At 42.8% G+C, this 23,228-nt stretch carries 26 protein-coding genes; 6 read left to right on the top strand and 20 right to left on the bottom strand.

Features of this window, described 5'->3' with window-relative positions; translation table 11 throughout:
* Nucleotides 1–39: 39 nt before the first annotated feature.
* A complete protein-coding gene (locus tag AC0C66_RS08435) occupies nt 40–468 on the top strand; it encodes a GNAT family N-acetyltransferase (RefSeq protein ID WP_472973535.1) in 429 nt (142 codons plus the stop codon).
* Between the two features lie 11 nt (nt 469–479).
* On the top strand, nt 480–1,076 hold the full coding sequence (locus AC0C66_RS08430) for a YczE/YyaS/YitT family protein (protein WP_041521217.1): 597 nt from the start codon (nt 480–482) through the stop codon (nt 1,074–1,076).
* A gap of 165 nt (nt 1,077–1,241) precedes the next feature.
* On the opposite strand, the gene AC0C66_RS08425 is transcribed toward AC0C66_RS08430, so the two are convergent.
* The 3 genes from AC0C66_RS08425 to AC0C66_RS08415 all read right to left on the bottom strand — a co-directional run bounded on the left by AC0C66_RS08425 (nt 1,242) and on the right by AC0C66_RS08415 (nt 2,553).
* A complete protein-coding gene (locus tag AC0C66_RS08425; RefSeq protein ID WP_014115877.1) occupies nt 1,242–1,715 on the bottom strand; it encodes a DMT family transporter in 474 nt (157 codons plus the stop codon).
* Between the two features lie 13 nt (nt 1,716–1,728).
* Nucleotides 1,729–2,157 (bottom strand): DMT family transporter, encoded by a 429-nt coding sequence (locus tag AC0C66_RS08420; protein ID WP_087987431.1) that lies wholly within the window; start codon nt 2,155–2,157, stop codon nt 1,729–1,731.
* A gap of 81 nt (nt 2,158–2,238) precedes the next feature.
* A complete protein-coding gene (locus AC0C66_RS08415) occupies nt 2,239–2,553 on the bottom strand; it encodes an ArsR/SmtB family transcription factor (protein ID WP_014115879.1) in 315 nt (104 codons plus the stop codon).
* A gap of 276 nt (nt 2,554–2,829) precedes the next feature.
* On the opposite strand from AC0C66_RS08415, the gene AC0C66_RS08410 reads away from it, so the two are divergent.
* Nucleotides 2,830–4,899 (top strand): thioredoxin domain-containing protein, encoded by a 2,070-nt coding sequence (locus AC0C66_RS08410; protein ID WP_472973534.1) that lies wholly within the window; start codon nt 2,830–2,832, stop codon nt 4,897–4,899.
* Here the strand turns inward: AC0C66_RS08410 and AC0C66_RS08405 are convergent.
* A complete protein-coding gene (locus AC0C66_RS08405; protein ID WP_072183177.1) occupies nt 4,896–5,795 on the bottom strand; it encodes a CPBP family intramembrane glutamic endopeptidase in 900 nt (299 codons plus the stop codon). The two genes, AC0C66_RS08410 and AC0C66_RS08405, sit on opposite strands and share 4 nt — an antisense overlap.
* A gap of 226 nt (nt 5,796–6,021) precedes the next feature.
* Between AC0C66_RS08405 and AC0C66_RS08400 the strand changes: the two genes are divergently transcribed.
* Complete coding sequence (locus AC0C66_RS08400; RefSeq protein WP_472973533.1) at nt 6,022–7,377, top strand: MFS transporter; 1,356 nt, start codon at nt 6,022–6,024, stop codon at nt 7,375–7,377.
* Between the two features lie 30 nt (nt 7,378–7,407).
* Here AC0C66_RS08400 and AC0C66_RS08395 read toward each other — a convergent pair whose 3' ends face one another.
* The 11 genes from AC0C66_RS08395 to AC0C66_RS08345 form a co-directional block, all read right to left on the bottom strand.
* Nucleotides 7,408–7,965: a sugar O-acetyltransferase gene (locus AC0C66_RS08395; protein WP_072183175.1), complete on the bottom strand. Its 558-nt coding sequence runs from the start codon at nt 7,963–7,965 to the stop codon at nt 7,408–7,410.
* A gap of 17 nt (nt 7,966–7,982) precedes the next feature.
* Nucleotides 7,983–8,363, bottom strand: coding sequence for a VOC family protein (locus AC0C66_RS08390; RefSeq protein ID WP_014115884.1), 381 nt, complete (start codon nt 8,361–8,363; stop codon nt 7,983–7,985).
* 55 nt (nt 8,364–8,418) lie between these two features.
* Nucleotides 8,419–9,354: a LacI family DNA-binding transcriptional regulator gene (locus tag AC0C66_RS08385; RefSeq protein WP_472973532.1), complete on the bottom strand. Its 936-nt coding sequence runs from the start codon at nt 9,352–9,354 to the stop codon at nt 8,419–8,421.
* A 58-nt stretch (nt 9,355–9,412) separates the two neighbouring features.
* A complete protein-coding gene (gene xth, locus AC0C66_RS08380; RefSeq protein WP_472973531.1) occupies nt 9,413–10,171 on the bottom strand; it encodes an exodeoxyribonuclease III in 759 nt (252 codons plus the stop codon).
* Between the two features lie 60 nt (nt 10,172–10,231).
* Nucleotides 10,232–10,471 carry a 30S ribosomal protein S18 gene (gene rpsR, locus AC0C66_RS08375; RefSeq protein ID WP_003219224.1) on the bottom strand — a complete coding sequence of 80 codons (240 nt, stop codon included), beginning with the start codon at nt 10,469–10,471 and terminating at the stop codon, nt 10,232–10,234.
* A 43-nt stretch (nt 10,472–10,514) separates the two neighbouring features.
* A complete protein-coding gene (ssbA, locus tag AC0C66_RS08370) occupies nt 10,515–11,033 on the bottom strand; it encodes a single-stranded DNA-binding protein SsbA (RefSeq protein WP_014115887.1) in 519 nt (172 codons plus the stop codon).
* 40 nt (nt 11,034–11,073) lie between these two features.
* The gene (rpsF, locus tag AC0C66_RS08365; RefSeq protein ID WP_014115888.1) at nt 11,074–11,361 is read right to left on the bottom strand and encodes a 30S ribosomal protein S6; all 288 of its coding nucleotides are present in this window, start codon (nt 11,359–11,361) and stop codon (nt 11,074–11,076) included.
* A gap of 110 nt (nt 11,362–11,471) precedes the next feature.
* Nucleotides 11,472–12,572: a redox-regulated ATPase YchF gene (gene ychF / locus AC0C66_RS08360; protein ID WP_472973530.1), complete on the bottom strand. Its 1,101-nt coding sequence runs from the start codon at nt 12,570–12,572 to the stop codon at nt 11,472–11,474.
* A gap of 126 nt (nt 12,573–12,698) precedes the next feature.
* Nucleotides 12,699–14,702, bottom strand: coding sequence for a molybdopterin-dependent oxidoreductase (locus tag AC0C66_RS08355; RefSeq protein ID WP_472973529.1), 2,004 nt, complete (start codon nt 14,700–14,702; stop codon nt 12,699–12,701).
* 50 nt (nt 14,703–14,752) lie between these two features.
* The gene (locus AC0C66_RS08350) at nt 14,753–14,959 is read right to left on the bottom strand and encodes a DUF951 domain-containing protein (protein WP_003219236.1); all 207 of its coding nucleotides are present in this window, start codon (nt 14,957–14,959) and stop codon (nt 14,753–14,755) included.
* Between the two features lie 93 nt (nt 14,960–15,052).
* Nucleotides 15,053–16,069, bottom strand: coding sequence for a YkvI family membrane protein (locus tag AC0C66_RS08345; RefSeq protein ID WP_072183172.1), 1,017 nt, complete (start codon nt 16,067–16,069; stop codon nt 15,053–15,055).
* A gap of 569 nt (nt 16,070–16,638) precedes the next feature.
* On the opposite strand from AC0C66_RS08345, the gene yyaC reads away from it, so the two are divergent.
* Nucleotides 16,639–17,256, top strand: a complete 618-nt coding sequence (gene yyaC / locus AC0C66_RS08340) for a spore protease YyaC (protein ID WP_014115893.1) — start codon at nt 16,639–16,641, stop codon at nt 17,254–17,256.
* Nucleotides 17,257–17,294: 38 nt separating this feature from the next.
* Here the strand turns inward: yyaC and spo0J are convergent, their stop codons facing one another.
* Both spo0J and soj read right to left on the bottom strand, forming a co-directional pair.
* On the bottom strand, nt 17,295–18,143 hold the full coding sequence (gene spo0J, locus AC0C66_RS08335; RefSeq protein ID WP_014115894.1) for a stage 0 sporulation protein Spo0J: 849 nt from the start codon (nt 18,141–18,143) through the stop codon (nt 17,295–17,297).
* Nucleotides 18,136–18,897 (bottom strand): sporulation initiation inhibitor protein Soj, encoded by a 762-nt coding sequence (gene soj / locus AC0C66_RS08330; protein WP_003219244.1) that lies wholly within the window; start codon nt 18,895–18,897, stop codon nt 18,136–18,138. Before soj ends, spo0J begins: the two co-directional genes overlap by 8 nt.
* Before the next feature lie 243 nt (nt 18,898–19,140).
* Here soj and AC0C66_RS08325 point away from each other — a divergent pair, with 243 nt between their 5' ends.
* On the top strand, nt 19,141–19,581 hold the full coding sequence (locus AC0C66_RS08325; RefSeq protein ID WP_041521218.1) for a PH domain-containing protein: 441 nt from the start codon (nt 19,141–19,143) through the stop codon (nt 19,579–19,581).
* A 49-nt stretch (nt 19,582–19,630) separates the two neighbouring features.
* Here AC0C66_RS08325 and noc read toward each other — a convergent pair whose 3' ends face one another.
* The 3 genes from noc to mnmG form a co-directional block, all read right to left on the bottom strand.
* On the bottom strand, nt 19,631–20,482 hold the full coding sequence (gene noc / locus AC0C66_RS08320; RefSeq protein ID WP_472973528.1) for a nucleoid occlusion protein: 852 nt from the start codon (nt 20,480–20,482) through the stop codon (nt 19,631–19,633).
* 121 nt (nt 20,483–20,603) lie between these two features.
* Nucleotides 20,604–21,323: a 16S rRNA (guanine(527)-N(7))-methyltransferase RsmG gene (gene rsmG / locus AC0C66_RS08315; RefSeq protein WP_061187099.1), complete on the bottom strand. Its 720-nt coding sequence runs from the start codon at nt 21,321–21,323 to the stop codon at nt 20,604–20,606.
* Between the two features lie 13 nt (nt 21,324–21,336).
* Nucleotides 21,337–23,223 (bottom strand): tRNA uridine-5-carboxymethylaminomethyl(34) synthesis enzyme MnmG, encoded by a 1,887-nt coding sequence (mnmG, locus tag AC0C66_RS08310; RefSeq protein ID WP_014115896.1) that lies wholly within the window; start codon nt 23,221–23,223, stop codon nt 21,337–21,339.
* Nucleotides 23,224–23,228: the final 5 nt, after the last annotated feature.

Raw genomic sequence — 23,228 nt, 5'->3', positions numbered from 1 at the left:
GTACAGTCCAGACTAATATCAGAAAAGGATTGATCAATTATGAATATAAAAAGAATAACAACAGAAACTGATTTACATGTTGCTCTAGATATTAGAAGAATGGTATTCATTGGGGAGCAGCATGTATCTGAATCGGATGAGTTCGATGAATTTGATACGCTCCAAGAACAATGCCAGCATATTTTGGTATATCATGAAAATCAGCCCGTTGGCACAGGTCGTGTGCGCATCGTTGACCATACAGCAAAGCTGGAAAGAATCTGCATTCTAAAACCTTACCGTAAGTACGGATTGGGGAAAGTCATCATAAGAGGATTAGAAGAAATCATGAAAGAAAAAGGAATGACTGCATTTAAGCTGCATGGGCAAACACAAGCAGCAGGCTTTTATAAAAAACTGGGCTATCAGATTGCCTCACAGGAATTTATGGAAGACGGCATCCCGCACGTCTTGATGACAAAAGAATGATCACGAATAAAATGAAATATGTTTATTACGTGTTAGGTATCCTCATATTAAGTTTAGGCATTTCTTTAACGATACAATCAGGATTAGGCACATCGCCCTTCGATGCCCTTTTGGTTGGCCTTTCAAAAGAAGTCGGTCTTACCGTGGGAAGCTGGGAGGTCCTTATTTCTGTGATCCTCTTAATCTGTAACTCTATATTAACGAGAAAAAAGCCTATGTTGCTGGGGTTGGTTACAGCATTCATTACTGGGATAGGCATTGACCTATGGTTGTTTGTTGTAAAAAATACCATTTATCTAAACGCGTTGTTAAGCAAACTGATTTGTTTCGGAATTGGTTTGGTGTTCATCGGTCTTGGAACAGCCATCTATCTTCAGACAAAATTTGCATCAACTCCTATCGATCATTTAACACTCATCATCCGAGATATCTCCAAAAGAACGATCTTATTTTCAAGAACATTGGTATATGCTCTTTTCTTCGTATTAGCTATTATATGTAAAGGCCCTATCGGCATCGGAACGCTTTTAACTGTTTGTTTAGGAGGAATAATCCTTCACTTTTTTATGCCTTTTGTTGAAAGACGCTTCTTATCCTCAAAAATGTAAATTGATGGTTGAATACCAGTTTCTTATAAAAAAAAGAAAAGAAGAGGTTAAAAAAACCTCTTCGTCTTCAAAAACCTTGCTATCATTAATGCTGCTGAGGAGATGGGAGTTGAACCTCTACCTCCGTCTATTAGATCCCCAATCAAGAGGAAGCCATCTTGTTTTTTAAGCTTTCTGTGTTTGTGCTTCCTTGCTTGAACGCTTATTCCCCTTATAGATAAAATAAAGGGAAATAATCATAAATAGCAATGCGAAGACACGTTTAATATCTAGTTCTATGACTAAACTATTAAACCATCCAAAATGATCAATCATTACCCCAATTACAAGTTGGCCAGCTATACCAGCAATATTAGTTGCAATAACCCCTATTCTTGGAACGGCTATGACAGTTAGCAGCAAATATGCCGTACCCAAAAATGCTGCACTTAATTGCCATTTAGGCGCTTCTAGAAGCCCAAGCACATTTCCACTGCCAAAAAATAAAATGAAAATAGTAAGAAACATTGTTCCAGTGAGAAAGGTTAAAAATGTTGTTTCAATTGTTCCAGCTTTCCTACTAAATGTACCATTAATAGATGATTGTGCGCTTAATGTGACACCGCCAATCAATGTGAATAAAATCATAAATAGCCCCATTATTAAAGACCTCCTAGTTTATTAATATAAGTGCAATAATCATTGAAATTACGGCAAAAATCTTTTCTTTATTAACCCTCGTTTTCTTACTTCCAAGCCATCCAAAATGTTCAATAACCATACTCATTACCAATTGCCCGATAATGACAGCAACCATGGTGATACCAACACCAACGAATGGAACACTTACAACAATAGAGGTTAGATAAACAACACCCATGACACCACCAAGTAATGACCATTTAGGTGCTTTCAATGTATAGGAAATCTCTCCTTTTCCAAAAAAGAGCCACAATAGCCCCAAAATAATTGAGCCCATAAAGAAGTTATAAAAACTTGTTTCTATTTGTCCAATTGTTTTTCCCAGTTCAGCATAAATAGCCCCTTCAAAGCTAAGTGCTGCTCCAGCAAATAGAGCAAGTAAATAAGATATAAAGCGCATATATAATATCTCCTTTTTCGAATAATTAAATATCTAGAAAATTAGATATTTGCTGGTAAAAAAACAGAAACCAACATAACATTAGATCTCTGTTTTAAAATATTTAGCTAACTGTTGAATAAATTCTTCGTTACGCCTGTAGTAAGTCCATTGGCCATGACGGATTGATTCTAGCAGACCAGCTTTTTGCATCATGCTTAAGTAGCTAGAAATTGTTGATTGAGAAACTTTGGCTTTTTCTTGAATATCCCCAACACATACTCCGCCTTTGTAACTTACCTCCTTTGGCAGGTGAGCGCCTTGTTTCGGGAAATGTTTCTCGGGTTCCTTCAGCCACTCTAGGATATTAAGTCTTGTTTCATTGGATAAAGCTTTGAATACGTTAATAGGTTCCATGGCTGCAATTGTATATCTAGATATACCGATATGTCAAGTTGGATACAAAATACGATATATGTATAAGTCATTAACAAAGACAATGAGATTCTGACTTGAAATCGATGGCTCGTCGGAATACTTTAGATAAAAATAAAAGATGTACTATATACTATCTATTCCAAATACTTTAGTTAACCCTATAGACTATAGACTAAGGTATTTTTTTTATTATCTGTGGTAAGGTTAAATATGTTATCAAGTTTATAAAAGAAAAACACGAAAGAAGGTGATCCCATGCCAAATAACAATAAACCCAATAGATTAATCAATGAGAAGTCTCCTTACTTACTCCAACACGCCCACAACCCCGTAGACTGGTTCCCTTGGGGAGAAGAAGCCTTCGAAAAAGCAAAACGCGAAAACAAGCCGGTTCTTGTCAGCATCGGCTATTCCACATGCCATTGGTGCCACGTCATGGCCCACGAAAGCTTTGAAGATGAAGAAATCGCGCGTCTTCTCAATGAACGGTTTGTGGCGATTAAAGTCGACCGGGAAGAGCGGCCGGATGTAGATTCTGTTTATATGAGAATCTGCCAGCTGATGACCGGGCAGGGCGGCTGGCCGCTGAATGTGTTTATCACGCCTGATCAGAAGCCGTTTTATGCGGGTACATATTTTCCAAAGACGAGTAAATTCAATCGTCCCGGTTTCGTTGATGTCCTTGAGCATCTGTCTGAGACGTTTGCGAACGATCGCGAGCATGTCGAAGATATTGCAGAGAACGCCGCTAATCATTTGCAGACCAAAACAGCCGCAAAATCAGGCGAAGGCCTTAGCGAGTCAGCGATTCACCGGACATTCCAGCAGCTTGCCAATGGGTTTGATACGATCTACGGCGGTTTCGGGCAGGCGCCGAAATTTCCGATGCCCCATATGCTGATGTATTTGCTTCGTTATCATCACAATACGGAGCAGGAAAATGCTTTATACAACGTGACGAAAACGCTGGACAGCATGGCAAATGGCGGCATTTATGATCATATCGGCTATGGATTCGCCCGCTACTCGACCGATGACGAGTGGCTCGTTCCTCACTTTGAAAAAATGCTGTACGACAATGCGCTGCTGCTCACTGCTTATACAGAAGCCTATCAGGTTACGCAAAACAGCCGGTATAAAGAGATTTGCGAGCAGATCATCACGTTCATTCAGCGGGAAATGACCCATGAAGACGGAAGCTTTTTCTCCGCTTTAGACGCGGACACAGAAGGAGAAGAAGGAAAGTACTACGTGTGGTCAAAGGAAGAGATTCTGAGAACGCTCGGAGACGATCTCGGAACGCTGTATTGCCAAGTGTATGACATCACTGAAGAAGGAAACTTTGAAGGCAAAAATATTCCTAACCTCATTCACACAAAGCGGAAACAGATTAAAGCTGATGCCGGGTTAACCGAGGAAGAGCTCAGCCTCAAGCTTGAGGGCGCAAGACAACTGCTCTTGAAGACTCGCGAAGAAAGAACCTATCCGCATGTCGATGATAAAGTGCTGACCTCATGGAACGCGCTGATGATCGCAGGTCTCGCCAAAGCGGCAAAGGTATATCAGGAACCGAAATATCTCAGCTTAGCGAAAGACGCCATCACATTTATTGAAAACCATTTAATCATCGACGGCCGTGTGATGGTTCGGTATCGGGACGGCGAAGTGAAAAACAAAGGCTTCATCGATGATTATGCTTTTCTCCTATGGGCTTATCTGGATCTCTATGAAGCTTCGTTTGATCTTTCTTATTTACAAAAAGCGAAGAAACTGACGGACGATATGATCGGCTTATTTTGGGATGAGGAGCATGGCGGATTCTATTTCACCGGACACGATGCTGAAGCCTTAATCGTCCGGGAAAAAGAAGTGTACGACGGCGCCGTGCCTTCCGGAAACAGTGTGGCAGCCGTTCAGCTCTTGCGTCTCGGACAGGTCACAGGCGACTTATCGCTCATTGAAAAAGCAGAAACGATGTTTTCTGTGTTTAAGCCGGATATCGATGCGTATCCGAGCGGCCATGCTTTCTTTATGCAAAGCGTGTTAAAACACGTGATGCCTAAAAAGGAAATCGTTATTTTTGGCAGCGCAGACGATCCAGCCAGAAAACAAATCATCACTGCACTTCAAAAAGCCTTTAAGCCGAACGACTCCATTTTGGTGGCAGAGCATCCTGATCAATGCAAAGACATAGCACCATTTGCAGCAGACTACCGCATCATAGACGGCAAAACAACTGTGTATATTTGTGAAAACTTCGCCTGCCAGCAGCCGACAACAAATATCGAAGAAGCCCTCCAAACGTTAATAAGCAGCAGGGATTAAGACCCCTGCTGCTTACTTTGTGATTTCTTATGGTACCATAAAGCGATGCCCGCAAAAACAAGATTGACCGCTATCGTAAATAAAGCCTCCCACATCGGGTTCCCCCGCGTAACCGTAAATAAAGAAGGAATTCCTCCATACACACTGTTTTTTTCTGTGATAAACATACACAAAAACATATTATTTGCGGCATGGGCGCCAAGTGATATTTCAATACTGCCAGTTTTAATCGTGTAATAGGTCCACACAAAACCAAATGTTAAGTACTCAATTCCTGCCCAGACAGCGCCATTGTTCATTTCTGGATTAGCAAAATGCAATACGCCAAACAAGCCCCCGACAATCAATGTCAAGATAAGTGGATTTTTCGTTAATCTCCCGAAAGCTTGAAGCAAAAATCCTCTAAAAAACAATTCTTCCGCTGATGTTTGAAACGGAACCAAAATGAGGGCCGCCACTAGCAGCCATATAAACCGTGAAGCATCAACATCTTGCATTGAATAGCTGTCAGGATGGATCGCAAAATCAATCAATTGTACGGCGATCATCAGCAGGAAATAAGCAATAAAGCCAAAGAAAATTCTCCGCCAATTGATCTTTGCATTCGGCGTAATGACCGTTCGAAAAGGCCGCTTTAGAATAAAGCGCACAGCCAGCCATACTCCTGGAATCGCAAATAAATAAATGACATGAGACAAATAAAGATCTACCAGAGGATCACTCAGCACAGCTTCATCCAAATCAAACGTGATATCGGGATTCACAATAACCGTAAACAGTATAGCGAAAAGGTAAGCAATATTCCCGAATACATATAAACCTACCATCACCAAAAAGGCGAAAAAGTATCTCCACAACGTATTGTTTCCTTCTATAGGACGGATAAATGGATTCATTCCTTCTATGTCTCTTCCTTTCAATGAGAATATTACTATATATTTGCATAAATTGGTCTATGAATCTACTGTTTTGGAAATCTTTTATGCAAAATTAAAATATAAAGTGTGAATTTAGTTCTTCTATCTAGTGATTTGAACTCTGTCGCCAATGAATCAAGATACTTATAATATTCCCAAGAGGGGAGTTTTCAGTCTTTTCTTACTACTCAAAAGGGGGTTTTTTATGAATACGATCTTCAAACAGAAGAACACACATCCTTTCTCAAACGCAGCGAATCGTTTAGACCGCCTTCCGATTTCTCGCGTTCACTTCCAAGTATTAACCGCTCTCGGCATTGTTTATTTCTTTGATCTTGCAGATTTATTTACCCTCAGCAATGTAGCGCCGGCACTGATCGAGCATTGGGGCATCCCGCTTTCAACCATTGCCAATGTAACGGCGGCTTCGTTTTTAGGCATGTTTTTAGGCGCATCACTGGGTGGAAGGCTGTCCGATCGAATTGGCCGCAAAAGAGCCTTAAATCTATTTGTGTTTGTTTTCTCAATCGCATCGCTATGCAATGCCACGGCATGGGACATCCCGTCTTTAACGACATTCCGTTTTCTTACCGGATTTGGTGTCGCAGCGGCCATGGTTATTACCAATAGCTATCTGGCAGAATTTTTTCCTTCCAGTGTCCGCGGGAAATATATTTCTTTCTGTGCCATGATTGGATTGATCGGCGTTCCGATCACCAATATTGTGTCTGCCTTTGTCATTCCGCTCGGTTCATGGGGATGGAGGCTTGTATTTGTATGGGGTGCCGTCGGCCTTATTTATTTTTTCTTTATCCGCCGTCTCGAAGAGTCACCTCGCTGGCACGAAAATCGCGGTGAATATGCGAAAGCTGATGCGATCCTCAACAGAATTGAGGCGCAGGTTGAACAAGAGAAAGGCCCGCTTCCGGCACCAGCTCAGCCTAAAGCAAACAGTATCGTTCAGAAGCATGCCGGTTATGCAGGGTTATTGAAAGGAAGAAACCTTAAAATCACCATTGTGTTATCTGCTGTATGGATTTTTGAAACGTTTGGATTTTACGGATTTGCCTCATGGGTTCCCAGCCTGTTAAAAAGCAATGGAGTCTCCATGGAAAATACATTGTGGTATAACGTATTGCACTCCGTCGGCGCTCCGCTTGGCGCATTGCTCGGTTCCATGATTTCTGAAAGATTTCAGAGAAAGTGGATTTTAGCCGCCAGTGCATTTTTGACAGCCATCGCCGGTCTCTTATATGGCATGACTTTTATTCCGATCATGATCATTGTGTTTGGTTTCATCGTAAATATTACGGAAAGGGTTTTCACCTCGAACTTATACGCCTATACGTCTGAACCTTATCCGACTGAATACCGTTCGTCTGGCAGTGGTTTAGCCTATGGCCTCGGCCGCTTTTCAAACATTTTTGGCTCATTGCTCGTCGGATTTATCGCCGTTCAGCTCGGCTATGTCAGCGTCTTCTTATTTATCGGCGGCTGCTGGCTCGCATGCTCCGTGCTGTTAATATGCTTCGGCCCTAAAACGAATGCGAAACAGATTTAAAAAAGTCAGTGCGGATCTGCCGCACTGATTTCATTTCAATTCCTTCAACATCCTCGCAGGGTTTCCGCCTACAACCGTATTAGCAGGTACATCCTTAGTCACAACAGACCCTGATGCGATCACCACGTTATCGCCGATCGTCACTCCCGGGTTAATCACTGCCCGGCCTCCGATCCAAACATGATCTCCAATTGTCACAGGCTTACCGAACTCCTGCCCGGACTTCCTTTCAATCGGATCAAGAGGATGACCGGCCGTGTAGATATGTACACCTGGCGCAATCAAACAATGACGTCCGATACGCACTTCACACACATCTAAAATGACACAGTCAAAATTAACAAATGTATGGTCTCCAATATGAATGTGATAGCCATAATCACAGCGAAATGTCGGCAAAATCGTGACTTGATCACCAATCGAACCGAGCAGCTCCTTCAAAAACTCCGTCCGCACTGTATCATCTTCTGGTGTTTCGTTATATTGTCTAGTCAGCTGTCTCGCATGTTTGCGTTCTAGTAGCAGTTGTTGATCTTCCGGATTGTATAATTCTCCGGCTGCCATTTTTTCTTTTTCTGTCCTCAGCATTCAAGTCACTCCAGATGTCAGATTGTAATCTCGATCAAATTTCCTTCATCATCTTCAATCACACTTTCATAGTAGCCGTCTCCTGTTGTCCGCGGGCCGTTTACTACTGCGAAACCATCCTTCTTCAATTGATCAGTCAGTTCATCAACCTTCTCCCGGCTTCCAACGGAAAAGGCAATATGGGCCCAGCCTGTCATCGTTTGTGAAGGCGGATCAGTCACATTTCCTTTTTTCATAATTTCCAGCCTTGCTCCGGAATCAAACGTAATAAAATAAGACTTAAAATCTTTTTTCTCATTATGGTATAGATCATTCGCTTTGCCGTTAAAATACGTTTCATAAAAAGCCTTCATTCGCTCTAAATCGTTGACCCAGATCGCTGTATGTTCAATCCGCATTTCTTCCTCCTCCTTCACCTTCAATGAAGTTATAAAGTATGAAATGCATTTCAGTTCAAGCTTTTTTCTCGAATTGATGCTGAATTTTGATATCAATGGGTTCATCCTGCATAAATAGAGAGAATGCTGCGATGCCGAGCTGCTCAAGATTCAAATCAAGCGACGGAAAACCAAGTACACGGCTGATAGAAGAATTCCCCTCGCCAATGATTTCAACATCCCATTTATTCTTTTGGGCAAATACATGAATTCCAGCTGCCACTTCATCACTATTTGCATAAATAGCAGTCGGAACCCGCTCGCTCGTATAATAATGTTCAGCTGCCCGCGCACCGTCATTCATCCCATTGCAACCAGACAGCATATGACGGTCTTCCAGCCTCCCGTAAACGGCTTTATAGGCCGCAGCTTTATCAGACGTACTCGGACTCCTGTCGGCTTCTCTGACGCACGTAAAAGCAATATTTTCATGCCTATGACTCTTTAGATAGCGAAAGCTTTCTGTATAAGCAGCTTTTCTGTCATTGTACGCACATGGGACATCAATGTCTCCGGTATCCTCACAAGCGATGATCGGCCCATACTCCTGATAAGCGATAATGCTGTTCCAGTCATTGGCGCGGGATGTAATGATGAGACCGTCTATTTTCTTCGTTCTTAACAGCTCTAGATATTTGATTTCAATAGCGGGGTTATAATTGGTGGGGAGGAGGGTCGTTGCATACTCTTGCTGAAACGCCGCCTTAGTGATTCCGTTTACGATTTTATCAAAGCAGGGATGATCGCTATAAGGCAGGATCACACCGACCGTATGGGTTTTCCCGCGAATGAGATCGATTGCGGTTCGATTTGGTGTGTAATCTAATTCCTTCATGACTTGATGAACAAGCTTTCTCTTTTCTTCAGACACATATGGATGATGATTCAACACACGCGAAACAGTCGAAACAGATACATTGGCCAGTCTTGCAATCTCTTTTATGTTTGCCATCTCTTTCTCCTTTTTCATATAAAAAAGCAGTAAGTGTAAATTCCTTACTGCTATCTCATCATATATTGATCATAAGTTCAACAGGACAATGGTCGGAACCCATGACGTCCGCTGATATGCTGGCATCCTCAATCTGTTCCTTAAGCCTTTCGGACACAACAAAATAATCGAGACGCCATCCGATATTTCTGTCCCGGGCCCCGGCACGATACGACCACCAGGAATAAGCGCCTTCAAGATCAGGATAGACGTGGCGGAATGAGTCAACAAAGCCTGCTTCTAAGAAACGAGTGAATGCTCCTCTTTCTTGATCAGAAAATCCGGCGTTATTTCGGTTCGCCTTTGGATTTTTCAAATCGATCTCCTGATGGGCTACATTCAAATCGCCGCATAAAATGACCGGCTTTTTCTTATCCAATTCAAGAATATAAGATAATAAAGCCTCTTCCCATTGCATCCGATAATCGATTCGCTCCAATCCTCTTTTGGAATTGGGCGTGTAAACGGTCATCACAAACAAATTTTCAAATTCCAGCGTAATCACTCTGCCTTCTTGGTCATGCTCTTCTATTCCGATTCCGTACATGACATGCAGCGGCTTTTGTTTTGAAAAAACAGCTGTGCCGGAATATCCTTTTTTCACTGCATAATTCCAATACACATGATAGCCTTCAGGCTGGAGATCAACCTGGCCGTCCTGTATCTTTGTTTCCTGAAGACATATAATATCTGCATCCTCTTCTTTCAGATAAGAGAGGAAATCCATCTTTCTCATGACAGCCCGCAGGCCGTTTACATTCCAAGAAATCAGCTTCATGTTTCATCCCCCTATAAAAAAGAGCAAGAACCCGAAGGTCCTTGCTCTTTACGTATCAGCTTACTCACCGCTTACGTACGGAAGTAAAGCCATTTGACGAGCGCGTTTGATCGCTGCAGTCAATTTACGTTGGTATTTAGCGTTTGTTCCAGTTACACGACGTGGTAAAATTTTACCGCGCTCAGAAACAAACTTTTTAAGAAGATCTACATCTTTGTAGTCGATGTGCGTGATACCGTTAGAAGTGAAATAACACACCTTACGGCGTTTCGCACGACCGCCTCTGCGTCCTCCTGCCATTGTCATTTCCCTCCTTTCTTTTTCAATTTAGGTGATAATCTCATTAGAATGGAAGATCGTCATCCGAGATGTCAATCGGTTTGCCGTCGTTGGCAAATGGGTCATCATTAAAGCTGTTCCCCTGATTGCGTTTCTGGTTGTTTTGATTTCCCCCGAATGGATTATCATTTTGGCCTCCACCAAAGTACTGGCCTCCGCCGCTATTTCCTTCGTTGTATCCACCTGAACCAGAACCGCCGCCGTTTTTCGGCTCAAGAAATTGAACACTTTCAGCTTGGACCTCAGTCACGAAGACACGCTGTCCTTGCTGGTTTTCATAGTTTCTTGTTTGTAAACGGCCATCTACGCCTGCAAGGCTTCCTTTTTTCAGGAAATTTGCAACGTTTTCGGCTTGTCTTCTCCAAGTGACACAATTAATGAAATCGGCCTCACGTTCTCCGGACTGGTTCGTAAATGTACGATTCACAGCAAGAGTAAACGTAGCAACAGCCGCACCGTTTGGCGTATAACGAAGCTCTGGGTCTTTTGTCAGTCTTCCGACTAATACAACTCGGTTAAGCATAAGAAAGACCACCTTTTACCATTATATATTTCAAAATTGCTTATTCTTCTTCTTTAACAACAATGTGGCGAATGATATCGTCACTGATCTTAGCTAGACGGTCAAATTCTTGAACTGCCGCAGCGTCAGCTTGAACGTTTAAGATTTGGTAGAAACCGTCGCGGAAATCGTTGATTTCGTAAGCAAGACGACGTTTACCCCAATCCTTTGTTCCAGTGATCTCCGCACCGTTAGAAGTCAGAACGTTGTTGAAACGCTCGATAACTGCTTTTTTAGACTCATCGTCAATGTTTGGGCGGATAATGTACATAACTTCGTACTTTCTCATCTGTTTGCACCTCCTTTTGGACTAAGCGGCCCATAATGGGCAAGGAGCAATAATTCTATTACTCACAATTTTATATTATACCAAAGCTCTTGTCCCTTTACAACTGCATCCTATACATTAAATCGGAAATGAATAACGTCTCCGTCTTGAACAACGTACTCTTTTCCTTCGAGACGGACTTTTCCTGCTTCTTTCGCTCCTGTCATACCGCCACCCGCAAGAAGATCCTCATAAGCAACAGTTTCAGCACGAATGAAGCCGCGCTCAAAGTCACTATGAATAATTCCTGCACACTCAGGGGCTTTCATGCCTTTTTTGAATGTCCAAGCTCTGACTTCCTGTTCTCCGGCTGTGAAATATGTTGCAAGGCCAAGAAGGGAGTATGATGCTTTGATCAACTGATCAAGCCCTGATTCTTCAATGCCAAGCTCTTCAAGGAACATTTGCTTTTCATCGCCTTCAAGCTCGGCGATTTCGGATTCGATTTTCGCACAAACAACGATAACTTCTGCATTTTCGCCGGCAGCGTACTCGCGAATCTTCGCTACATTTTCATTGCCAGACGGATCAGCTACTTCATCTTCACTTACGTTTGCAACGTACAAAATAGGCTTCGAAGTCAGTAAATGAAGCTGCTTCACAAGCTTTTGCTGCTCTTCAATGAACTCAACAGAACGAGCAGGCTTTTCACTCTCAAACGCTTCTTTCAGTTTAGACAGAATCTCAAACTCAAATACAGCTTCTTTATCTTTTTGCTTCGCAAGTTTGCTGACGCGTGTAATCCGCTTTTCAACTGTTTCCATATCAGCGAGGATCAGCTCAAGGTTGATCGTTTCAATGTCATCAATCGGATCAACTTTTCCAGAAACGTGTGTAATGTTGTCATCAGAAAAAGCACGGACAACGTGGCAAATTGCATCAACCTGGCGAATGTGAGAAAGGAATTTGTTACCGAGTCCTTCTCCTTTAGACGCACCTTTTACGATCCCTGCAATATCAGTGAATTCAAAAGCAGTCGGCACAGTCTTCTTCGGTTTGACCAGCTCAGTCAGCTTTTGCAGACGATCATCAGGTACTTCTACAATTCCCACGTTCGGATCAATTGTACAGAACGGGTAGTTGGCTGATTCGGCACCGGCCTGTGTAATTGCGTTAAATAGCGTTGATTTCCCGACGTTTGGCAAACCAACAATTCCAGCTGTTAAAGCCATTCTTTCATCTCCTCTATATAAAACCGTCATTGTATAAACGTATTTTGAACCTAGAGCAATTATAAGGAGGTTCACTGGAAAAGACAAGCTGACAAAAAAGCATTTTCAGCCTGCCAATCCCTTTGGTTACGCTTTTTTCAAGCCTACTAAACAGTCAAAAAGCGTGCTTCCCATTCCATTATCAGAATTTGTATCATTTGTCAGTGCATTGACTGAACCTCCAAAAGCCGCCCACATGCCTTCATCTATATTAATCGTCTTCGGGTGAGCCTGCTTCATCACTTTCACCTTGCCCGTCAAGCGCCCGCGGTCATTAAAGATGGCAACCTCGTCTCCGTCCTGAAGGTTCTGCTCCACCGCTATGTCTGGAGAAATATCGACTTGAATATGCTGAAGCTTTTCAATATACGGCACATGCTGAGAATGATTAGAACGCTGCGGATGAATGGACAACAGCGTGTAAGGATACTTTCCAGCTAAATCCTCATTATGGAAAGCAGATTCTTCGGGCACATTTAATTGAAGCAAGCCGCTAAACCCTTTTTCCTCAGCTAGCGACGAAGTAAATTCAAATTTTCCGCTCGGCGTCAAAAACTGATAGTCATCCCACGGCACTTGCTTGACTGGAAGAGGGAGATGGCCTTTTTCTTTCAGTCGCTCTAGCGTCACATCCTCTGCCTCCAATGAAGAAAGCCCCATTTCCAAAAATTCTTCAGTGCTGTGTTCAAACAACTCGCCAAATCCAAGGCGTTTTGCAAGCTCTGACCAGATCCAGCTGTCCGACTTCGCTTCACCCTGCGGCTCCACAAGCTTTTTCCCGTATTGAACGTAATGGTGATACATGCTGGAATAGTAGATATCCTCTTCTTCAAAAACAGTGGCTGTCGGCAAAACATAGTCACATAGCTTTGCCGTATCCGTCATGATAGAATCAATCGCTACCGTCATCGGAACCTTTTCAAACGCTTGTCTCACTTTATGTGTGTTTGGCACCTGGGTCAACGGGTTTCCGCACGTCACGATAATCATCTCGATCGCTGGATCAGCAGCCGTCATTACCTCTTCAGCCTGCGTCATCATTGAAAACGAACGTGATGTTGTTTTTAACTCCGGGAGCGTCAGCTTCGTTTTCGCAAACCTCTCACCAATTTGGACATTCCCGAAATTCGCGCCGCCGCCTTTAATTCCGACATTTCCGCTTGCCGCAACGAGTGCATCAATCCAGCGAATCGTTCCGCCCCCGTTTTTATAGCGCTGCATACCAAGCCCCATAAAAGTAGACACCGGGCCATCGGCATACAAACCGGCCAGATACTCCAGCTCCTCCATAGAAGTTTCTGTTTTTACAATAAACTCTTCTAGAGAAACGGTGTTCAAAAGCTCTTTTACATCATCAAAACCGACAGAGTGCTCAGAAATAAATGTCTCATCCGTTCTCCCTGTCTCAATCAGAACCTTCAAAACAGCTGCCGCAAGCCAGCCATCCATTCCCGGCTTTACAGAGATATAGCAGTCTGCAAGCTTGGCAGTCGGATTGAAGATCGGGTCAATCACAGTAATTGTGGCGCCCTTTTTCTTCACCTGCTGCAAGTGATGGTATAAGTGCATATTCGTTCTGGATACATTTCTTCCCCACACAACAACATGTTTGCTGTTGTAAATATCAAGCGGGCCGTGCCCATACGAACGGCCGAAATCCCAGCTTTGCGCCTCGATACCGGAGCCCCAGCATATGCTTCCGACGATTTCAGTCACGCCGCCATACCCATTAAAAAAACGCTGGTCTAGCGCTTTTAACAAACCGTTATTCGCATAATCGTGGCTGTGCAAAACAGCAGTTGTCTCCGATTTTTCCTTGATCTCCCGAAGTTTGCCGGCAATTTCATCAAGTGCCTGATTCCAGGAAATTCGCACAAACTCGCCATTTTGTTTTTTCATCGGATAGCGGAGCCGCTGAGGCGAATTTGTTTTTGTCTCAAGCATTCTGCCGCGGCCGCAGATTTTGCCTTCCGTAATCGGATGGTTCGGATCTCCGTCCACCTTTGTTACCTTTCCGTCTTCAACAGTCACCAAAAAGCCGCAGCTGTCCCAGCAATTCAGCGGACATGCTGACTGATGCACTTTGCTCATCGCCGTCTTCTCCTTACCTTCTATATGAAAAAGCATGAGTGCCGGCCTTTTTACGAAGTAGGCTCCTCATGCTTGACAAGTACTTTTTTTAGTTTTCTTTCAAATTCTTTTCTCGGAATCATTACACTGTGAGAACATCCCTCACACTTAATTCGAATATCCATTCCCATGCGTATAATTTTCCAGCTGTTCGCTCCGCATGGATGCGGTTTTTTCATTTCTACGATATCATTCAGGCCAAAGTCTTTATCCGCCAAGACCCTTCACCTCTTTTCATAAACTGCTGTATCTATTGTACAAAAAAACTGATCATAAGAGCAATCAAGATATCCGAAAAGAAAGGTATCCTCTTATTTCCATTTACTCAAAATAGGATATAACAGAAGACAAACTAACAAATATAAATTCAGCATTCCGTATATCGGATACAAGAACGCGATCAAATCAGAAAACCCGAAAGAGGTAAATGGCACCATTAACACTAACAGAATCAACACAATCATCCATCTTGGCATATGAACAAACGCCATCAGCCGGCTGGACAGCCCCAGCAAACCAGCTACCGTCGTCGTGTAAATCGCCAGACAAAGCACCGCCGTCATACATAAAAAAAGGAGATAAGGCGCCCCCTCCAAAACGGCAAACAACGGTATTTCAAACTGGGAAAGGGAGCCCGCCAACTCCACTAACGTTTCATTATAAACAAAAGAGATCACGCCAAAAATAAGTCCGCTTGCCACACTGGCGATTTTCGCTTCTCCGAGTCCTTTCATTTCTTTCCCAACGGAGGATAAAATCGCGACAACTGAAAGAATATTTAAAGAGGCAAACGTAATGCTCGCAGGCCAGTTATACTGCCGAGTCAAATCAATCGTCCACGTATGATGATGGGTGCTCTGAAAGGAGATCAGCGCATACAGCAGCCCTGCTACTAAAACCGGTATTAAAAAACCATTTACTGATAATATTCCTTTCACATCCCAGAAAAACAAACACACGGTCACGATACAAATCAGCGCGATTCCCCACCAGAAAGGAAGCTTGTACATTTGCAGGGTCACACCGCCTCCGGCAATCATCACCATAGTCGTCGAAAACAAATAAAAAACGATGAGGACATCATAAATTTTCGCCAGCCATGGTCCCATCAAATGCTCCAGAACCGGCAGAAAATGAGTGGATTGAACCTTAAAACTGATTTTCATCACAATATAAGACGAGAAAATGAACATGATTGTAAACAGCACAATAGCAAGTCCGCTTTCCGCCCCAAAAAACTGCCATATCTCCTGACCGCTCGCATATCCGGCCCCGATCAGGCTCCCTAATATGAGCAGCATCCACTTCATTCCGGCTCTCCACAACATCATCACCTCATAGCACAGAGTTCAGCTTTTTCCCGTTATTGTTACTATATAAATAACTGAAAGCAAACATGCCATATTTTCATAGACATTGACCACAAGGTGAAATTATCATACAAAATACACATAAAAAAGACTGCCAATGAAGGCAGTCTAAAACGGGATATTAATTTGTCAGTGGAAATAAGGTAAGAACCTCTGTATGCATCTTCACCCCGATATCCTATGCTGCCGAAATAGATAATGTATTGTATGACAAGAAACAGACGGATTGAAATCACTTCTGATCCCAGAATCCTAAACTTTGTCGGTATTGCCCTTCCAATGTAGACATCTATGCATTTTCAACTGTTTTGTAAGCAGACCACAGCTTGATCATAATAGAGGCATTGGAGCACAATACTTATAACCAACCCCTCTAAGCACTCATATCAATCCTCTATTTTTGAAAATATCCGGTGTCTACACAAAGCATAAAAAATCATACTGCTGGATATACTGTAAACAACCTTACATAACTAGGCACACACCATAGCAATTCTGTTACCTACTATAACAAGGAAGTGAAACCTATGAATCGAAAAGGCGGGCTTTTTTCCTCTCAGGAACGAGTAAAGCAATATGTTTCACATACAGATGCAGCAGCAGCAAAACAAATCCAAACCATCCTTTCTTCATCCTTACGTAAAGCTGCCGGCAAACCAATTGTCGTGGTTTGTATCGGAACAGACCGTTCAACCGGTGATTCATTAGGCCCGCTCGTAGGAATGAAACTCAAACAAATGCCACTCACCAGATTCCATGTCTATGGAACCCTATCTGATCCCGTCCATGCTGTGAACATGAAGGATAAAATCAATGACATTCAAAAATTACATAAAAACCCATTTATTATAGCGGTCGATGCATGCTTAGGACGCGTTAAAAGTGTAGGATCGTTTCAAATCGGAGAAGGGCCATTAAAGCCTGGGGCTGGTGTGCAAAAAGACCTTCCTGAAGTGGGAGATCTTCATATTAACGGAATTGTGAATGTGAGTGGTTTTATGGAATACTTTGTATTGCAAAATACAAGGCTACACTTAGTCATGAATATGGCAAATGTTCTTGCAGAAGGATTGAGTTTAACAGATCGAACAGAGTGGAGGCAGGAACGCCTTAACCCGCTGCAAAGGCTCACTGGACGAATATAAAACAAAAACCATCTTCGCTTGAAAGATGGTTTCTTTATTTATGATTCTCGTTCAGACAAAAGTTCTAAAATCCGGTCAAGATCTTCATTAGAGAAAAATTCGATTTCGATTTTACCTTTTTTCTTTTGTCTTTTAATATTAACCGTTGTTCCAAAATAATTTTGGAGATAAGATTCCCGTTCTTTTAGAACCGCGTCTTTCACAGGTTCTTTTTTCTTTGTTTCACGTGAAACATTCTCATTTAACTGCTGAATCAGCTGCTCAAGCTGGCGAACATTGAGCTGCTCCGCAATCACTTTTTGTACAAGCGGTTCAAGCTTATTTTTGTTTTTCAGGCCAAGAAGCGTGCGTCCATGCCCCATGGAAAGCGTACCATCGGCAATAAGCTGCTGAATGTTTTCTGGCAATGTCAGCAATCTTAAATGATTCGCAATATGCGGTCTGCTTTTCCCAAGACGTTTGGCAAGCTGTTCTTGCGTGAGATCTAAGTGTTTCAGCAAGGAGTCATAGGCCTGAGCCTCTTCAAGCGGCGATAAATCTTCACGCTGAAGGTTTTCCAATAAAGCAATTTCTCTCATTAAAGCCTCTGATAATTCACGGACAATCGCCGGAACTGTGTCTAAACCCGCCAGCTTTGCCGCTCGAAAACGCCGTTCCCCCGCAACAATATCATAGCCTTTTAAAGATTTTCTGACGATAAGAGGCTGAAGAATGCCATGCTGCAGCACAGATTCTTTTAGTTCAGCTAATGCCTCGTCGTCAAAGTGTTTTCTTGGCTGATAAGGATTAGGGCGTAAATCGGCAACTTTAATTTCTTCAACTGTCTCTTCAGACAAATCGACCTGATTAAACAACGCATTAATCCCTTTTCCAAGGCCTTTAGCCATTCGCAGCCACTTCCTTTGCTAAATCTAAATATACTTCCGCACCTCTTGACCGCGGATCGTATAAAATGATGGGTTTTCCGTGACTCGGTGCCTCGCTCAGACGGACATTACGCGGAATAACCGTCTTATATACTTTATCTCTAAAATATTTTTTAACCTCTTCAATGACTTGAATACCGAGATTCGTCCGGGCATCAAGCATTGTCAGCAATACACCTTCAATCATTAAATCAGTATTCAAATGCTTTTGCACAAGACGTACTGTATTTAATAACTGGCTGAGCCCCTCCAGGGCGTAATATTCGCACTGTACAGGAATCACAACGGAATCTGAGGCAGTAAGCGCGTTAATCGTCAGCAACCCCAATGACGGCGGACAATCAATGATAATATAATCATAATTCTGCTTTACTGCTTCAAGCGCCCTCTTCAGTCTCACTTCTCTTGAAATCGTCGGAACCAACTCGATTTCAGCTCCGGCAAGCTGAATGGTCGCAGGAATCACGTCCAAGTTCTCTACTGTCGTTGCTTTAATAATATCTATTACATCTGCATCATCTACTAAAATATCGTACACACACTGCTCTACATCGGCTTTTTCAATCCCTAATCCGCTTGTCGCATTCCCCTGCGGATCAATATCTACCAGCAGAACCCTTTTCCCTATGTAAGCTAAGCATGCCCCAAGGTTGACAGACGTCGTTGTTTTGCCCACTCCGCCTTTTTGGTTCGTAATTGCTATGATTTTTCCCACGATGTCACCTACTTTCACATGAACATGTACTATCTTGCTTCTATTCTATCAAAAAAAGATTAAAGCGTTTCATTTTTTTCATCATTTTGTTCCGATTCAGAAGGGAAATAATTGAAAATTCAAGCTTGTCATATGCTTTCTCTTATAAATTCTGCAATTTCTATGTTTTTTTGACTTAAAAAAGGAATTTCTTAAAGAAAAAAAGAAGAAGTTACAGTGCAGAACGTACAGGACGGTGAGAATATGGTTTATAAAACAAAGAGAGATATACCCGTTACGCTGATGATTGTGTTCCTTATATTACTGATACAAGCAGATGCCATCGTTCCTTTTGTGATGGGAAATGTGAGGGTTTCAGGCTGGATCATTTTTACTCTGCTGACTCTTTTAAATGTGCTCATCATTTGGAGCTTTATTGATCTGAAATATGTATTAAGGGAACATCATCTGATCATTAAAGCCGGACTGATCAAACATCAAATTCCTTACGAAAAAATCGACAAAGTGGTTCAAAAAAAGAAGCTGTGGTCAGGTTTTCGTCTGATCGGCTCTCGTCATGCCATCACGATATATTATCAGAGAGGCTGGGGACATGCAGTGATTTCTCCGCAAAATACTGAAGAATTTATCCACAAGCTCGAAGAAAAGAATTCTAATATAACATTATCGACTAAAAGTAATTAATATCCTTTTACAATAAGAATAAAAGCTCTCCTGCTTTTCAGGAGAGCTTTTATTTTGGTATGCGAATCGTTAATTGAATATATTCTTCAAATTCTTCTTCTTCCGTATTCAATTTTACACCGCTGTCTTCAACCATTGATAGTGACTGGCGAATCGTGTTCATTGCAATTCTTGTATCTCTGCTGAACGCTTTGCGTCTCGGCTTTAGTTTTCTCTGGCCTTGCTCCAGCATTTTCACCACGCGGTCTTCCGTCTGCTTTACATTTAAACTTTTCTCAATAATCTCTGTGAGCAGTGTGACTTGGAGCTCAGGCTGCTTCAGCGGAATCAGCGCTCTGGCATGACGCTCAGTGATTTTCTTCTCCATAATCGCGTCTTGGACCGGCTGAGGCAGCTTTAATAACCGCAGCTTATTCGCAATTGTGGATTGCCCTTTTCCTAAACGCTGTGCGAGTGCTTCCTGTGTTAAGTCATGCAGCTCAAGAAGCCGAGCATAGGCATGCGCTTCCTCAATAGAAGACAGTTCTTCCCGCTGCAAGTTTTCAATTAACGCCACAGAAGCGGTTTCCGTGTCGGAAAAATCCTTAATAATAGCCGGAATCTTTTCCCACTCGAGCGATTGTACCGCTCTCCAGCGTCTTTCACCTGCAATGAGTTCGTATTGGCCCTCTTCTTCTGTATGCCTGACAACAATCGGCTGAATAATGCCGTGTGTATGAATGGTCATTGCTAACTCTTTGATTTTTTCATCTGAGAAAATGGTGCGTGGCTGAAAACGGTTGGGAACGATAGCATTTACCGGTATTTCCAGAATCTCTTCTTTGTTTGTCTCATGTTCAGCAATCTCCGGTTCCTGTTCCTTCTCACCAAGCCCGAAGAAACGAGAGAATGAATGCTTCATGTACCTACACCACCTTTAAAAACTGCCATTTTTATAATTCTATTTTCTCATGGTTTTTCCTGCTGTACATCCATCAATTTTGATGAAAATATGATGGTATTGTCATATCAGGCTGTCTAAATTACCCTTCAATTGGCGATTTATTAGGAGTTCCCGGTTTTCTTGGATACTTCTTAGGTGTATTTTTAGTCTTGCGTATCACCATAATATTACGATCGCTTTCTTCAATAGGCAGCTTAAAGGAATGGATATTCTCAAGTTCTCCTCCAAGCGTCGTGATTGCTTTTTTGCCGGCATTCAGTTCTTCTTCAGCTGATGCAGCTTTTAAAGCAACAAATAAACCGTTTTTCTTCACCAGAGGCAGACAAAGTTCGCTCAAAACAGATAGTCTTGCAACTGCTCGCGCCGTCACAATATCATAGCTTTCCCGTACGTCTTTCCGCTGTCCGAATGTTTCAGCTCGGTCATGGCAGAAGTTCGTATTCTCCAATTGCAAAGCTTCAGACAACTTTTCTAAAAACGTAATCCGTTTGTTTAGTGAATCCACGATTGTGACATGGAGGTGCGGAAAGCATATTTTAATCGGAAGACTAGGAAAACCCGCTCCCGCTCCGACATCACAAATCGTGTTCACTTGATTGAAGTCGACATAAAAAGCAGCTGTAATGGAATCATAAAAATGCTTAAGATACACTTCTTTTTTCTCTGTAATTGAAGTCAGATTGATTTTTTCGTTCCATTCAACCAGCATGTCGTAATACAGCTCAAATTGCTCCAGCTGACGGGGAGAAAGGGAGATCCCTTTTTCCGCCAAACTAGAAGTGAATTCTTCAATATTCATGCCGTCATCCTTTCTACTCGGCTATCTTCGCAATGCGTCCCTGCTCTAAATACACCAATAGAATTGAAATGTCCGCCGGGTTTACACCGGAAATACGGGAAGCTTGGGCAACAGACAAAGGACGCACATTTTTCAGCTTTTGTCGCGCCTCAGTCGCGATCCCTTTGATTGCGTCATAATCAATTCGATCCGGAATTTTTTTGTTTTCCATCTTCTTCAGTTTTTCCACTTGTTGAAGGGATTTTTCAATATATCCTTCATATTTCACTTGGATTTCTACTTGTTCTGCCACGTCTTGCGGAACCGGCACTTCTGGCGGCGCCAGTTTTGTGACTGTTTCATAGTTCATTTCAGGACGTTTCATCAAGTCTGTGCCGCGAACTCCATCTTTCAATTCGCTTCCGCCAAGAGAACGGATATATTCTTGATTTTCCGGTGACGGCTTGATAATCACAGAGTGCAGACGTTTTTTCTCCGCTTCAATTGCAGCTTTTTTCTTCTCAAAAGCTGCATATCTCTCATCAGAAATCAATCCAATGCGGTGTCCGATTTCTGTCAGACGCAAATCAGCATTGTCATGGCGAAGAAGCAATCTGTATTCAGCACGTGATGTCAAAAGACGGTATGGTTCATTGGTTCCTTTTGTTACAAGGTCATCAATCAGAACACCAATGTAGGCGTCAGAACGGCTTAGAATCACTTCTTCTTTTCCAAGCGCTTTTCGCCCTGCATTGATTCCCGCCATAATCCCTTGTCCCGCAGCTTCTTCATAGCCTGATGTTCCGTTAATTTGGCCTGCAGTGTACAGGTTTGCGATTTTTTTCGTTTCAAGTGTCGGCCATAGCTGTGTTGGTACGATCGCATCGTACTCGATCGCATAGCCGGCTCTCATCATTTGCACGTTTTCAAGACCAGGAATCGTTGCAAGCATTCTTTGCTGTACATCTTCTGGGAGACTTGTAGATAACCCTTGGACATAGACTTCCTGCGTATTTCTGCCTTCTGGCTCAAGGAAGATCTGGTGACGCGGTTTATCATTAAATCGGACAACTTTATCTTCAATGGACGGGCAATATCTTGGGCCCGTACCTTTGATCATACCGGAATACATCGGTGAACGGTGCAGGTTGCTGTCAATAATCTCATGTGTCTCAGGGCTTGTATATGTCAGCCAGCAAGGGAGCTGATCTGTAATATATTCCACTGTTTCATATGAGAAAGCGCGAGGCACATCGTCACCAGGCTGAATTTCCGTTTTGCTGTAATCAATCGTGTCGCTTTTGACGCGAGGCGGAGTACCTGTTTTAAAACGAACGAGGTCAAAGCCCAGTTCCTCCAAATGCTCAGAAAGCTTAATAGAAGGCTGCTGGTTATTCGGACCGCTTGAGTAAGACAGATCACCAAGAATGATTCGTCCTCTTAAATATGTCCCTGTCGTCATGACAACTGCTTTCGCACGATAATGTGCGCCGGTTTGTGTAATAACACCGCGGCATTCGCCGTCTTCAACAATCAGCCGTTCCACAATTCCTTGCAGCAATGTTAAGTTTGGTTCTTTTTCAAGCGTATTTTTCATTTCGTGCTGATATTGGAATTTGTCTGCTTGCGCACGCAATGCACGGACCGCAGGACCTTTTCCAGTATTCAGCATTCTCATTTGAATATGCGTTTTATCGATGTTTCTGCCCATTTCTCCGCCGAGCGCGTCAATTTCGCGGACGACAATCCCTTTTGCGGGACCGCCGACAGACGGATTACATGGCATAAATGCAACCATATCTAAGTTGATGGTCAAGACAAGCGTTTTGGCGCCTTGGCGTGCTGATGCGAGGGCAGCCTCAACACCGGCATGCCCGGCGCCAATCACAATCACATCGTATTGGCCTGCTTCATACCCCATGATTC

This window comes from Bacillus sp. VA13 (assembly GCF_055710085.1).
This window is presented reverse-complemented; position numbering and strand designations above follow the sequence as displayed.